Origin of the sequence: Candidatus Pantoea formicae, assembly GCF_011752625.1 — a bacterium.
Lineage (GTDB): Bacteria > Pseudomonadota > Gammaproteobacteria > Enterobacterales > Enterobacteriaceae > Pantoea > Pantoea formicae.
On sequence record NZ_VWXD01000003.1, the window covers coordinates 159,702 to 173,292 of the forward strand.

Sequence of the window (13,591 nt, forward strand, 5' to 3'; positions counted from 1 at the left end):
CTCCATGAGTGATGTGCCTGAGATTCAGGCGTTTTATTCGCCCGCACGGCCAAACAGGCCCTGCAGTTGGGTGACGGCGTCGGGCGCCAGGTCACGAATAATGTCGAGGAAGTCGAGTTGGATCAGACGCTGTACGCGCTCCAGCATGATCGGCGCCGGATGGCTCGGTTCATGCTGGAGAAAATAGAGGCGCACTTTCTCCAGCATCAGTTCGGCGTCGGCGCGCGACTGTAATGGCACCTGTTGCCAGTGAGCGGTCTGAACCGGCGCGGCGATAGACGATGATGAAGGCGCTTCAGCGGTTTCCGAAGGAATCGCCTCAGCGGCGGGTTCGTCATGCGTCGGCAACAGGGGCAACAACAGCGCAAGGGCTTTCTCGCTGGCGGCCAGATCCGGCATATCCGCGCGTTCCAGATGCTGCTCCAGAAAGAGTCGCAGCGTGGTGAAATGCTGCGTGAGGGTGCGGATGGCCTCACCGCTGGCGAAGCCGGGTTGCTGCAGCATTTCTCGTAACCGCGCGACACCGCCGGGAAAATCGGCGACTTCACTTTTACTGCCGTCCAGCAGGGCGATGGCATCGCGTAGCGTGATTTCCCCGGTGCTGCTTTTGATAAGCCAGCTGTTGCGCAGCGCACGACTCAAGCCAGATTGTGGGCCGAGCACAGCTAATGCACTGACGCGCATCAGCAGATCCGGTTCACCATCAAACTCCAGCGCGGGATGCAGCGTCGGCCAGTAACGCGCTAACGCCTCACTGAGCAAGGTGAATCCTGCTGCACAACCGGCGAGGCCCTGGTTGTGGGTCCAGGCTTCCGTGAGGATCAACAGCAAACGAATATCACGGGTACGCGTCAGTAACTGCTCGGCTTGTTGGGCCACCTGTTGCCAGTCTGGTGGCTCAGCAGGAATGATGGTGTTGCCAAACTGCTGTTCGGCTTTGCCGCTACGCGCCTGTTCCAGCGCCATAAAGGCCGCGTCATATTCGAGGTCATCGCCGCAGGGGGCGTCGTCGCGCAGTGGTTTAAGCAGGGCGTCTACATTCATCTTGTCACCGTTAAAACTGGCCAAACAGCGGCGGTTCGCCGCGGCTGACATGGGGAGGATTGAACAAACGAAGGAACAGCTGCGTGGTGAAATTGCCGCTGTGCGAATGGCTGTAGAAGGCGCTGCCATCGCTTTGGTTACTCCACCAAAAACTGCTGTACTGAGCCGGATCGAAATAGTGCGCCACCTGCGGCCAGTTCAGATTGCAGGGGGTATCCTGATAACCGATCACATCAAACACATCTGACTGCGGTGGTCGCGCGAGCTGTGCCGGTAAGGCGTTCAACGCGGCATCGAATTGATCGCCGCTGTAGCGGTTCTGCACCGCCAGCGTCAGGGTTTTCCCCAGTTGGTAATACCAATCACCCGCGGTGTGTAGTTGCATAGCGTGCCAGTGCTGCGGCGTGAACAGTTGCATGGCACAGAGTGGATACTGTCGGCCCACGCGATCGCGAGTGGGTAGCAGGCAGCCCATCTGAATCATGGGTACACCGAGCGTGGCGGGAACAATGAAATTCCACACCGGTGCACGACCGGTTGCAGGCTGCTGCGCCAGCCGAGGCAAACTGTTCTGGAACCACTGCGCCCAGATCTCCACCAGCCGCGTGGGCAGGCGGCGGCGCATAAAGTCACCGCTGCCGGGCAGTTTGCCGTACCAGCCCAATTGTGAGGATTGCTGCATTGACAGGTCCTTGTAGGGGCGCCATTGATGGCAACCTTGTGCGTGTTTCCGGTGCGCATGAATGCACACCCTACGAAATGCGATGCCCGCATTTAACTTGCTGAGGTGCGGTATTCATGGGCAACTGAACCCCGGCAGTTGCAGCGGGTTGCGCACGCTGTTAGGCGTGTAGGCCAGCACCACTTGATGACCACCGAGCGAAAATGTCGCTTGCTGACTCTGATTGCTGCCGGGATGCAAGCTGGCTTTATCAAACAGGCGGTTGAGTGCCCACGGGCCCGTGGTATTCAGCGTGTTGGTGGTGCCATCGGTCAGACCAATCTGCATGCGCACTTGTTGGGTGTTACCGCTGCCAGGCCAGTTCACTACCTGAGGGGTTTGCGGACCGTGGCTGTACCGAATCAATTGACCGTCGACGTCGAGGGTCAGATTGAGGATGCTGTTATCCATACTGATCGGCGTGATGGTCAGGCGATAGGAGGGGGTACTGGCACCATTGGCAAACAGCGCTTCCCGGATCGCCTGTGCCTGTTGGAACGGGCGTAATAGCGCGGTGCCACCCGGCAGCGTTTTCCCGTCCACCCCTGGCGCATATCGCCACTCACTGTGTGTGGTATCCACTTTGCTGGCGAGATTGTCGCGGAAGAAACTGTCCATTAATCCACTGCCTGGGGCGAACATCCGTGCCAGGTCATCGGGCTTCACGTCGCTGGTGGCGTTACGATTAAACGGATAGCGTCCCGCAATGGCACTGCGGCAAAAGCTGCCCACCTCAACACCTGCCCGTTTCTGCATATTGCTCATGTTGCGCTTCTGCGTATCGCTACTGGCGCCGACGGCCAGTTCCAGCAGCAAGGTGCGGAAGGGTTCGGGCTGCCGTCCAGCATCAGCCTGCATGCGGGAGATGATGCTGCTGTCCGGTGGCGACATGCCGCTGTTGCTGGCGTCCTGCACGGCTGTGAGATAGCTATAGAGATCGTCGATATCTTTCAGCTGTGCGTCGAACGGGATGCTGCTTTCTTTCGGGTCGCTCACCTGTGCTTGCTCAATGATGCTGGCGTAGTGGGCCATGACACGCTGTTCAGGTGCTTCGATATTGCCGCTCTGCGCCGCCTTACGTGCGCGGAACAGCGCTTGCAGTGTCGCGGTGGCATTATTGTTGACGTAGTGGGTGCTGCGCTCCAGCAGCGACGGTTTATCCTGCTTTTCCTTTTCATCCTCGGGCGGGGTTAACGTCAGGTTGCGGCTCAGATTGATGATCATCTGGCGCAGCGGCGAAGTGCGACCTGACAGCAGGCGAGCAGTGTTGATGCGTTCACCGAGGTTATTGATCGGCTGCAACTGAATATCCTGCAACAGCGCATCCCACTGACGCATATAGTCGTCGAGATAGAGACGGCGCACCGTCTCTTCCAGCGTGTTCTGCTCATCGGTGCTTTCACGGCGCGTCAGCACCCAGCGGTCTTCCTGTAACAGGCTGGCCGCGACATTTTTAATGTTGCTGTTAAACGGCCCCCAGTAACCCGCTGGTGTGAAGAAGCCAGGAATGGCTTCAGTCAGCGGCTGACCACTTTTCCGGCTGAACACCAGTTCAGTCTGCGCGCCGCTCAGGTTGATGAGACTGACGCCGGGATTGACGCGCGGCAGCAGTAAACGCTTAAGGCGGCCATAAACGCGTGTGGAGAGCGGGGAACGGCTGATCATCTCAATCTGGCGTACCACCAACGGCTCATCGCGTTCAAAGGGCGAAGCATTGATTTTGTCATCCAACAGCTGGCCGAGGTGATAATCCAGCGCTTTGAGCTGCGCCTGCGGGGCGTTGGCACCTTGGGTGCGCTGTACATTCAGCATCACCCAGGCATGCAGGAACTTGCCGTCATAATGCTGGGGTAGATAGAGCATCTGATAGGCTTTCAGCGCTTCGTAGCTGTAATCGACATCGCTGCCGTTATCGCTGCGCAGCCAGTCGGTGATATTACGGGCGATCACCGGCAGCAGCATCTGCTCTAAGGCACGCTGATAAAGGGAGTCAGACGCTGTGGCCACCTCTTCACCGCGGTACAACCCAGCACGCCAACTGAGCGGCGGTTGCTGTAAATCAGACAGCTTGTCACTGTTGGGCAGTCCCGCCAGGCTATTGAGGAACGGCAGCTGCGCAAAGATGTTTTCACCGTTGAGTGGCGACAGCGCCTTACTTTGCTTCTCAACATCCGGTACGCGCTGCTGAACATCTGCCAGATAGGCTTTGTTGTGGTGATAGCTGGTAACCCAGGCAATCAGCGCGACGAACAGCAGCAGTGCCAGCACGCCGTAGGTAATTAAATGCACCAGACGGTTACGCACCGCCCACCAGCGGTTAATGCCTGCCAGTCCGGCTTCTTTAAACACCACTTCGGTCAGCATCTGTTGCAGGAAGAAACTCTGGCCGTGGCCAGGTTGTGCAGGTTCGCTGTTCGCCGCTCTCAGCGCCGGTAAACCGAGGGCGCGGCTCATTTGCCCCATCACGCGGTCAAAGGGCAGACCTTCCTGCGTGCCGCTGGTGAAATAGACGCCGCGCGGTATTAGTTTCGCGTCATAACCGGAAGTGGCAAACACCACGTCAAGATAGTGCTTGAGCAGCGGTTTCAGGGCTAAGAACTCCTGCGGAAACAGGTACATCTCTGCACGTTTCACGCTGTCATGCTCATTAATCATCAGGTCGGCTAAACCGGCGTCAAGGCGTTGATGCAAGCGATCAAACTGTGGCTCAAACTCATTGCCCACCGCCAGTTGCTGGTCACTCCACGGCCAGGTAAAGCCCCAGATTTGGTCGCGCTGTGCCTTGTTCATCGCGCCGAAACTGGCGGTAAAGCCTTTCAGCAGATCGGTTTTGGTCACCAGCACGTAAACCGGGAAGGGGATCGCCAGTTGATCGCGCAACTCCAGTAGACGTTTACGCAGGGCGCTGGCCTGCTGGTGGCGTGCTTCTTCAGATTCACTCAGCAAGTCGCCGACGCTGATGGTGATAATGGCGCCGTTAACCGGTTGACGTGGGCGGTACTTTTTCAGCAGCCCCATAAAGCTGCGCCATTCCTGCGCATCTTGCTGACGGTCACTCTCTTGGGTGGTATAGCGCCCCGCGGTATCCAGCAGAATGGCTTCATCGGTAAACCACCAGTCGCAGTGTCGCGTTCCGCCGACGCCGCGTAGGGCAGTTTTGCCAAACTGCGCCGCCAAAGGGAAGTGCAGTCCGGAGTTGACCAGCGCCGTGGTTTTTCCCGCGCCCGGTGCACCAATCAACATGTACCACGGTAGTTGATAAAGATATTGCCGATTCAGTTTTTGCATCCAGCGCGGCCAGCGACGGCTTTCTGGGCGGTTAAAACGCGCCTGGCGCAGCAATTGGGTGGCTTCACTGAAGCGCTCGGCCAGAGGGTGTTCCGCTGACATCTCATCGCGCTCTGCGGCTTCCGTGGGGGCAGGGGCCATTTTCTGCACCAGACGGCGATTCTGCCAGCGCCGCCACAGGCGCGGGACCACGCGATAGCTCAGCCACAGCGCGTAAAGCACCGCAATGGCAATGTAACGATAGAGTGCGGACTCCAGCGGACGATAATCGCCAATCGCCACCAGTGGACCCACGGTCCAGATCAGCAAACAGAGTGCCGTAATACCCAGACCGCTCCACATCAGGCGGCTGGTGGCGATGGAAAAGACAGTGCGAATCATGGCTATTCCTTTTAATGCACGCTGTTGAGTTCAGATTCAGTCTGCTTGGGCGCGACCAGCAGCGTGATCTCTACACGGCGGTTGCGAGCGCGGTTGGCGGCGGAATCGTTCGCTGCCAGCGGATTGCTCTCCCCACGTCCCTCAACGATGATGCGCTGTGGCTGCCGCAGGTCTTGAGCCAGCATCTCCTGCACCGACTGGGCACGAGCCAGTGACAACGCGTAGTTGGAGTTGAAGCGCGCACTGCGGATCGGCACGTTGTCGGTGTAGCCACTGACGCGGATCTGCCCGTTGACGTTATCCATCGCTTGGGCGATGCGGCGGATCACCGGGCGATAACGTTCGCGAATAGTGGTCGCGGCGGAGTCAAACAAACCGTCGCCGCGCAGCAACACCACGCTGCGTGTGGCTTCATCCCGCACCGACACCAATCCTTCAGCAATTTCCGGCGCCAGAAAATGCCGCAGATCCAGTGTGGGAGCGGCTGGCGCGGCCGGGCGAGCAATGTCGACTTTCGGCAGGTCAGTTTGGTAAATGGCTGAGAGCACCGGCGCGGTAAAGTGGTTGAGACGCCAGTTGAGCGCGATATACACCGCACACCCCAGCAGGGCCAGCAAGGCAGCAAAACTCCACAGTGGGATCAGCGGCTTCCACAGCTTCTGCTGTACCGGTTCATCCAAGGGCTGCGGCGACAGCGGCGCTGGATAAGGCCCACGCACCGAGCGGATCAGCTGTAACAGGCGCAACTTCAAGGTTTCGAGCTGGGTGCGTCCGTTTTCCATGATGCGATAGCGCCCTTCAAAACCCAGCAGCAGGCAGGCGTTCATCAGCTCTAGCAGCAAGATGTTCTGCTGTGGATGCTGTGACAGCCGCGCCAAAAGTTGAAAGAACTTCTCGCCGCCCCAGGTTTCGTTATGGAACGTCACCAGCAGCCCGCTACGCGGCCAGACATCACGACTGCCCCAAGGGGTGAGAGCGGCCGCTTCATCCAGTGAGGTGCACAAGCAGTAGCGGGCGCCGACAATGGTTTCATACGGCAGTTGTGCCTGCTGACAGGCCACTTCAAAGCGGCGCACCAGGTCAATCAGCTGCTGACGCAGGCCAGCCGGATTGTCATGGGAGACCGAATGGCGTAACTGTGCAATCGAGTTGATCAGTGGATTGGCAAGCGCCACCAGCGGATTTTCATGCGGCATGGCGGTTTCCAGTTCGCCATTAAGTGACTGCGGCTGCATCATGATCGCTTCTCTCCGTGCTTAGCTGCGCGCGTGGCGCAGCGCCCAAAGTTGCAGGTCAAGGCCGGGGAATTCGCCAGCCAGATGCAGCGCAAAGGCTTCTGCTTTGGCCATCTGCTGCCACAGTTCGCCGCTGCGCTCCAGTTCGAAATACACATAGCCAGAGTGCCAAGGGATCTGGCGCGGGGCGGCGGGCATAACGCGTAAACCAATGCCGGGCAATTGCAGCTGCACCAGATCACGGATACGTGTCACGGGCGCAATTTTCATCTGCGCCGGGAAGTGAGTGATCAGCGTTTCACCCGGCAAGTCAGCGCGTACCGCCAGCACAAAGCCGTAATCACGGATCAGGCTGACGTCGGAAACGGTCGCCACAAACAACCCGTGCGAGCGTTCGGTGAGCGTCAGTTGCAGCGCATTTTCTTCCATCACCAGCGACAGGCTTTGGCGCAACTGGATCATCAGGCGGCTAAAACTCAGATAGAGGTTGTCGTGGTCGTATACTGGCAATTGTTCACTGGGTCGACGCGACGGCGACCAACTGGCTAACTCGGTGGCGAACTGCAGCCACTCGCTAAACAAACGTTCAGGGTGCAACTGCGGCAAGCGACGACTGTGCGCCACCTGGCCGATGTAGCGATTGATCAGGGTAAGCAACATAAAGTCGATCATCTCGGTGTTGCCACCGCGCCCGGCCTGTTGCAAGCGCTCGCCCATCTGCTCACTGCGCTGCTGTAACAGCCCATGCATATCGTTGAGGAAGGCATTGAGGGTGGGAGAGATATGGCCGTTCAGCAGTGGCGGAATGTAGTCACTATCGAGTGTCAGAGCGCGATCGTTACCACTGCTTTTGACGCGCGCAACACCAATAGCGGTCCACTCAGCATTCAGGTCGGCTGCGGGCATCAGGCAGAGACGCAAACGGCCAAATTGCATCGGCGCGCGGCCGACGGATGAGGCATTGAGATCGTCCACTTCGCGATCCTGGCTGAGATACCGCGCCAGCGAATCACTGGCGTCACTGAAGATGACCTCGGTCTGCCCCTGGCGCTGTTCTGGTAGTGCCAACACCACATCGACAGGCCCCTGGAGGTCAGTAAAGGCCAGCGGTGATGGGGCGTTATCCGCACCGGTAATGGCAAAAGGTGTGCCGTCAGGCAGCAGACCGCTGGCCTCGCTGATCGCCAGTTTGCCCTGACGCAGCAGTGCCTGATCGATGATCAAGGTCATGAAACCCCAATGCCACGGGCATTGCAGCTTGCCCCAGCTGCGGCTGTACGCTTCCAGCCAGCGTTCCGACTGCTGAAAATGGTGGGGACGCAGAAACATCCCTTCGCTCCAAATCACTTTGTCTGCGGTGTGCATAGCGCCTTCCTGAGTACGTTTAATCGTTGTTTGCTGTGAGATGCAACCCGGCTGCTGTGGCGGTGACGTGGCCATGCAACGCATCGGGTGAGAACTGCCAGAACTTGTAGAAGTTGGTTTCAGTCGGGGCCGGCAGTGGCACGACAACGCGCCAGGTTTTGCCGTTGATGTTGGCGTATTCCGCAATCACCCCGAGATAGTGGGCGTCCAGTGACGGGTTGCCGGTGATCGTCTGTTTTGGCTGTTGGCGGGTGAGAAAACGCTGCTGGGTGTCGAGTAAATCTCCACCCAATACTGCGGAGGCATTGCTCTGCAGCGAGTAAAAGTCAGCTGACTGGAAATTGGCATCAGAGCGCAAAACCAGTACCCGTACTTTGAGCGGCGCGCCTTCATTGGCGCCCGGTGCGCTGTTTAACGTGAGCTGCCAGTTGGCCGGTACCTGACGTGAGGACGACATGCAGCCGCTGAGCAGCATCAGCAGCCCGATGAGTACTGCGATGCGCGCCAGCATCACTGAATAACCCAGGTGGAGGAATTGCCTTTGCGGCAAGCTTTATCACCTTCACCCACGCCGATACACTGCTGCTGAGCGCGGCGAGGGCGGGCGGCCTGGGCTTTTACCGTGGCGCTGTAACGATCGCTGGGTACGGCGGCGCGGAATGGGATATAGCCACTGAGCTGACCATTGTCTTGGGTCGCGACCGCGAGCCAGTTGTTTTCGACCTCACCGAGCACCTGTAAGGTGGCACCCGACTCCAGTGTTTCCATACGCAGACCGCCGTAATCAGGGCGATTGATCAGCGACACCGGGAATAACGTGCGATAGGCGGCATTAATCGGTTTGAACTGCTGCGGGGGTTGGACGATATGCATGTGCACCAACGCCACATCATTGACGGTGCTGGTTTCCAGGGTGTCGGCGGTGACGGTGGGTGGTGGAGCCTTGCAACCTGCGGTGATAGCCGTCGCAAAAAGTGCGGCGATAAAAGCGGCTTTGCTGTGTTTTATTTCCATGTTTATCAACATCCTGTGTGACATCATTGAGTCGTAAAGGTCTGCATACCTGTGTTGCATGAGGGAATGTCCCGTACCTGCGGCTGTCATGCTGCGATTGAATGGGCGATAAATCGCGCCGCTACGCCCGGATGCCGTTCAGGTTGCCAATAACGCTATCGTGGTCTGGCTCGGCGTAATACGTACGCCGGGTGCGTTGGCCACGTTCTGCTGCGTGACGCTGCCCATGCGGGTAGCGGGCATACCATTGATCAACAGCGAATTGCAGCCGGTGAGGTGACGTGACAGCCCCATAAAGGTTTCGGACACGACGCCACCCAACAAACCCGCTTCATCGCCTTGCGTGATGGGCGTGATGGTCGAGAGGTTATGGGCGGGCATGCCGGTGAATAGCACGGTACTGGCCGTGGGGACGGCGGTATTACCCAGCGCGAGATTCACGAAGGTCACGGGCGCCGGGGTTTTACACACATCGGCGAGGGCCTGATCGGTGCCGCCACACTGACAATTTGCAAACATGCTGTCTCCTCTTAACCCATGTGGATCTGTTTGCCATCGACGCGCGTCAGCGATTCGCTGCTGATCAGCGTGGTTGGTGCGCGCAGACGAGTGAGTTGGCTGGTTTTAATATCGAGTTGTCCGGCGCGCACCTGTTCGGTGTGCGTGGTGCGGCGCAGCAGGTGATGACTGATTTGGCTCAGGCTCTCCCACAGGCTTTCGCAACGTTTGCCAAATACGCGGCTCAACGTGACCCATGCGGAAACCTGATCGCCGCGATAGTTGAGCTGGTTGATCTGACAGTCGCCGTGCTCAGCCTGTAACTCAAACTGCGGGCTGCGCAGGGTTAATCGCTGACTGGCACTGAAGGTTAATTGTCCCTCGCAGTGCAATTCGGCCATGTGTTGCGGTTGCGCGCGGACTAATACCGCCAGTAACCACAGTTGTTCATCGGCGCGGCAGAGCAACACGCGGTCACCGATTTGGGGTGTCAGTAGGCAACTGGCCGCGCGCTGGCAGCGCCAACGACGTCCGCCAATCACCACCTGTACTGCTGCGTCGGGTTCAAGGCTTAACACCTCACCTTCAGCTTGTAAGGGCAAATCCAGTGGCAGCGGTACAGTATTTTCAGCGTGGTTCATGGTGATCCTCCTGATGTGTAAGGCGCGTTTGCGGTTGCCAGTTCTCAGCGGCAAACAGGGCGTCATCCTGTTCGATAATGCCTTCACGGCTGGAGAGCAGGCTCTGCTGTTGGCTGGCACGGTGAAAACGGGTCTGGTGGCACTTCGCATCGCGCAAATCAGCGTGGTCGAGTTCGGCGTAAGAAAAATCGGCGTAATCCAACTGGCAGTGCTGGAAATTGGCGTGTGGGGCTTTGGCATGTTGCAACACGGTGCGTTGTAGCTGGCTGTGGCTGAAATCGGCTTCATTCAACCGGGCGTGCATGAAAACTGCTTGATTAAAATTCGCTTCAGAGCAGCGCGCATCGTGCAAATCGCTGTGGGTGAACAGGGCTTGACTGGCCTGCACGCCACGCAAGTCCGCGCCACGCAGTGAGACCTGGCTGAAGTTGCACTGCATTAACTCCGCACCCTGAAAACTCACTTCATCCAGTTGGCTTGCCGTGAACTGACTCCCGGCGAAATGCTGTTGGCGATAGTCCCCGCCACGCATATCGCACTGATAGAAGGTACAGAGTGCAAAGCGGCTGCTGTGCAGGTCGCTTCGGCGCAGATCCAGACTCATGAAGGTGCACTGTTCCAAACTGGCGTGGCGCAGCAACAGCTGCTCGACCGGCAGCGTCAGAAAACCGCTTTGATACAGCGAGGCCAGCATAAAGCTGCTGTCACTCAGGTCGCCTTCATTGAATTGGCTATTGATATGAATGCTCTCGCTGAAATCGCTTTCCATTAACGCACATTGATTGAACAGACAATCTGTCAGGGTGCAACCGCTGAATTGCGTGGCGACCATCTGGCACTGGTTGAACAGCGTCTCGCGCAGTTGCGCTTGGTCAAACTGCGCACCGGAGAGCGAGCATTCACTAAATTGGGTCTCATGCAGATTACAACCACGAAAGTCTGCGCCGCGTAAATCGACCGCGATAAACCGCCCACCGGAGAGATCCAATCCCGTAAAGTCGCGCTGTTCAGGCACAATCGCGTGGATGAGATTTCCCAACTTGATAGCATGTTGAATGTCTTGGGGAGTCATGGTTTATACCTGATGTTCACGGCGATGTGGCAGCGTTTTCATACTATCGGTCAGCGCATGGTCGAAGCGAGTGGCCTCATCGGTTTGGCTCTGGGATAAATCGGCGCGGAAAAGGTTGCAGTCGCTGATATCGCATCCTTGTAGCTGGCTCTTCTGCAGATCCGCGCCCAGCAATAAACTGCCTGTCAGGCGCGCAGCACGGAAATCTGTACGAACGAAACGGCATAATCGGGTGCGCAACAATTGCAAGCTGGCATCGCGGCAGTCGGTACCACTTAAATCGCTGTTTTCCAGCGTGGCTTCATCGAAGCAAGCGGATTGCATATCGATGTCGCGCAGATTGCACTCCAGTAGCGTTGCGCGACGAAAACGCGCCTGTCGCAGTCGGCTCTCTGCGGTAAACAAGCACTGCTTCAATTCTGCCTCGTCGAAGCAGAGGCGCTCTGCAGTACAACTCACCAGCGACAAACTCTGCGCAGAAACCTGATGAAAATTCACGGCGTCTAACTGGCAGCGAATGAATGAACAATGGCTAAGTTGCACATGGCCAAAATCGAGATTTTCGAGCTTCAGATCCATTAGATCGCAGTACTCTAACTGAGCATGTTGAAAGTCACAGTTCGCCAGTGTTGCGCGCTGAATCAGCAGTTGGCTCAGCAGGGCGCGGTGAAAGCGACAATGCTCCAGCTCAATACCTTCAAGCTCGATTTCCTCGAAACTGCTGTCACTGAAATCACTGTGCCAACACTGGGTCAGTGAAAGATTGGCACCATCAAACAAGCAGTGCGTCAGACTCGTGTGATGAAGTTCAGCCCGTACCAACACAGCACCGCGCAGGTCTGCATAATCAAGCCGACAGTGGCTTAAGTCGGTGTTCTCCAGCAGTGCGTTTTCGAAATCGATGCCACGCAGATCCAGGCCGGAGAGGTCGGCACCGGTGAAATCCCGACCACGTGCATTTTTGTCTCCAGCCATGCATTGCAGCAGCTGTTGACGCTGAATTTCAGACGCAGCCAGGCTAAGTCTCGGCGCTGCAATATGATTTTGTGCTGCGAGTCGATAACTATCCCATAACGCTTCTTCACTGTGCTTTTGCTGTTCTGGCGTCGTGTTTTGTCGTTGGAATTGCGCCTGCAAAACCTCACGCTGTTGTTTGAATTGTGTTGCACCATCATGCATGGGCGATGTGGGGTTACGCTGTTGCTCTCGTTGGTAAGTTGCCATCATCTGTTGGTATTGTTTCTCCCCCTCTATTTCATGACGCTGAAATTGCGTCGCCAAATCCTCTTCCGGCTTAAATGCCATGGCAGAAGCTTTCGGCATAGAGGGGGAGTGATGGGCCATCATGTGCGGGTCAAACTGCTGACGTTGTTGTTGTTCATAACGTCTCAGGTTTTCCACCAAGGGGCCGGGCTCCGGTTCAGGTGCCGCGGTGGAAACGGATGACAGAATGGCGGGATCGATGAGATCCTTGTCACGTAGAGCATGGAGTGCCGCATCGTCGTCGTTGCTGCGCCGGTGATGTACACCGGCATAGTGCGGTTGATCGCGCGGTTTATCGTCCAACTCCAGTGCCAACATAAGAGAGTGGACGTCAAACGCGTCATCTTCATTGATAGCGCAGCAACCGTGCCAAATCAGGATTAGCTCATTGCAGTGCGGCAAAAAATGAACGGTAGTGGCGCGTAAATTAACCTCTTCAAACAACAGGTCGTTATGTCGATTACGGGTAATAAAGGCGCGCGCTTGCCACAGCGGTAAATGTCCCTGCTGCACCAGATGTTGCGGGTGCATATTTTCTATCCGCCAGGCGGCGCCACGCGGCAATCGGTCATTATCTTCCCACCATTGATCGGCTGGGGCTTGATTAAATGCTCGCCAGTCGGTGTCCCGCGCAAATCCAGGGTAGTCATGCTGTAGCCATTGATCATCGTACTGATGCCCCATAAATGCCTGTCGCAGGGGATCATTGATGGCAATGGGATGAAAAGTTGCGGGCAGGGCGCTAACAGGATTTTCATGCGCTAAGCGTTGCTGTTTTCGCAATGAGCCAACTTGTATTGAAACATCGCAATCTAAATTTCCCGCTTGAGGAAAACCAAATCCGCTGGCAAGAAATTCCGCACAGTGTTTTGGTATTGCCAGATCCAGTACACCATCTGGTAACTGCAATTCTTCATTTACCCTCTGCCAGAGTGTTTGTTCGTCAAGCAGAATGGGGGTGTCTGACATATCTAAAAGGGCCATAACCGCAACGCCCAGATAATCCTGCCCCTGCCAACGGTAAGGGCGTGACAGGTGGTTAAGTTGTGAGGGTTTAATAATCTGCATA

11 protein-coding genes are annotated in these 13,591 nt (G+C 57.0%); all 11 read right to left on the minus strand.

Annotated features, from left to right (window positions below; all coding sequences use genetic code 11):
• Positions 1-33: 33 nt before the first annotated feature.
• Positions 34-1,044, minus strand: coding sequence for a type VI secretion system protein TssA (tssA, locus tag F3J38_RS09515; protein ID WP_167137520.1), 1,011 nt, complete (start codon positions 1,042-1,044; stop codon positions 34-36).
• Between the two features lie 10 nt (positions 1,045-1,054).
• Entirely contained in the window at positions 1,055-1,726 is a 672-nt protein-coding gene (gene tagF, locus F3J38_RS09520) for a type VI secretion system-associated protein TagF (protein ID WP_167137523.1), read from the minus strand.
• A gap of 114 nt (positions 1,727-1,840) precedes the next feature.
• Positions 1,841-5,434, minus strand: a complete 3,594-nt coding sequence (gene tssM, locus F3J38_RS09525) for a type VI secretion system membrane subunit TssM (RefSeq protein ID WP_167137526.1) — start codon at positions 5,432-5,434, stop codon at positions 1,841-1,843.
• Between the two features lie 11 nt (positions 5,435-5,445).
• Positions 5,446-6,669: a DotU family type VI secretion system protein gene (locus F3J38_RS09530; RefSeq protein ID WP_167138839.1), complete on the minus strand. Its 1,224-nt coding sequence runs from the start codon at positions 6,667-6,669 to the stop codon at positions 5,446-5,448.
• Positions 6,670-6,690: 21 nt separating this feature from the next.
• Positions 6,691-8,034, minus strand: a complete 1,344-nt coding sequence (tssK, locus tag F3J38_RS09535) for a type VI secretion system baseplate subunit TssK (protein ID WP_167137529.1) — start codon at positions 8,032-8,034, stop codon at positions 6,691-6,693.
• A 19-nt stretch (positions 8,035-8,053) separates the two neighbouring features.
• Entirely contained in the window at positions 8,054-8,545 is a 492-nt protein-coding gene (tssJ, locus tag F3J38_RS09540) for a type VI secretion system lipoprotein TssJ (RefSeq protein ID WP_167138841.1), read from the minus strand.
• Positions 8,545-9,048 (minus strand): SH3 domain-containing protein, encoded by a 504-nt coding sequence (locus F3J38_RS09545; protein WP_167137532.1) that lies wholly within the window; start codon positions 9,046-9,048, stop codon positions 8,545-8,547. Before F3J38_RS09545 ends, tssJ begins: the two co-directional genes overlap by 1 nt.
• A 138-nt stretch (positions 9,049-9,186) precedes the next feature.
• Complete coding sequence (locus tag F3J38_RS09550; RefSeq protein ID WP_167137535.1) at positions 9,187-9,567, minus strand: DUF4150 domain-containing protein; 381 nt, start codon at positions 9,565-9,567, stop codon at positions 9,187-9,189.
• An 11-nt stretch (positions 9,568-9,578) separates the two neighbouring features.
• The gene (locus F3J38_RS09555) at positions 9,579-10,187 is read right to left on the minus strand and encodes a DUF3540 domain-containing protein (protein WP_167137538.1); all 609 of its coding nucleotides are present in this window, start codon (positions 10,185-10,187) and stop codon (positions 9,579-9,581) included.
• Positions 10,174-11,259, minus strand: coding sequence for a pentapeptide repeat-containing protein (locus tag F3J38_RS09560; RefSeq protein WP_167137541.1), 1,086 nt, complete (start codon positions 11,257-11,259; stop codon positions 10,174-10,176). Before F3J38_RS09560 ends, F3J38_RS09555 begins: the two co-directional genes overlap by 14 nt.
• A 3-nt stretch (positions 11,260-11,262) precedes the next feature.
• The gene (locus tag F3J38_RS09565) at positions 11,263-13,590 is read right to left on the minus strand and encodes a DUF2169 family type VI secretion system accessory protein (protein ID WP_167137545.1); all 2,328 of its coding nucleotides are present in this window, start codon (positions 13,588-13,590) and stop codon (positions 11,263-11,265) included.
• Between the last annotated feature and the right edge of the window lies 1 nt (position 13,591).

Coding starts and splice junctions, on each gene's coding strand:
- tssA (WP_167137520.1), bottom strand. CDS start 1,044: ATGAATGTAGACGCCCTGCTTAAACCACTGCGCGACGACGCCCCCTGC.
- tagF (WP_167137523.1), bottom strand. CDS start 1,726: ATGCAGCAATCCTCACAATTGGGCTGGTACGGCAAACTGCCCGGCAGC.
- tssM (WP_167137526.1), bottom strand. CDS start 5,434: ATGATTCGCACTGTCTTTTCCATCGCCACCAGCCGCCTGATGTGGAGC.
- F3J38_RS09530 (WP_167138839.1), bottom strand. CDS start 6,669: ATGCAGCCGCAGTCACTTAATGGCGAACTGGAAACCGCCATGCCGCAT.
- tssK (WP_167137529.1), bottom strand. CDS start 8,034: ATGCACACCGCAGACAAAGTGATTTGGAGCGAAGGGATGTTTCTGCGT.
- tssJ (WP_167138841.1), bottom strand. CDS start 8,545: ATGCTGGCGCGCATCGCAGTACTCATCGGGCTGCTGATGCTGCTCAGC.
- F3J38_RS09545 (WP_167137532.1), bottom strand. CDS start 9,048: ATGGAAATAAAACACAGCAAAGCCGCTTTTATCGCCGCACTTTTTGCG.
- F3J38_RS09550 (WP_167137535.1), bottom strand. CDS start 9,567: ATGTTTGCAAATTGTCAGTGTGGCGGCACCGATCAGGCCCTCGCCGAT.
- F3J38_RS09555 (WP_167137538.1), bottom strand. CDS start 10,187: ATGAACCACGCTGAAAATACTGTACCGCTGCCACTGGATTTGCCCTTA.
- F3J38_RS09560 (WP_167137541.1), bottom strand. CDS start 11,259: ATGACTCCCCAAGACATTCAACATGCTATCAAGTTGGGAAATCTCATC.
- F3J38_RS09565 (WP_167137545.1), bottom strand. CDS start 13,590: ATGCAGATTATTAAACCCTCACAACTTAACCACCTGTCACGCCCTTAC.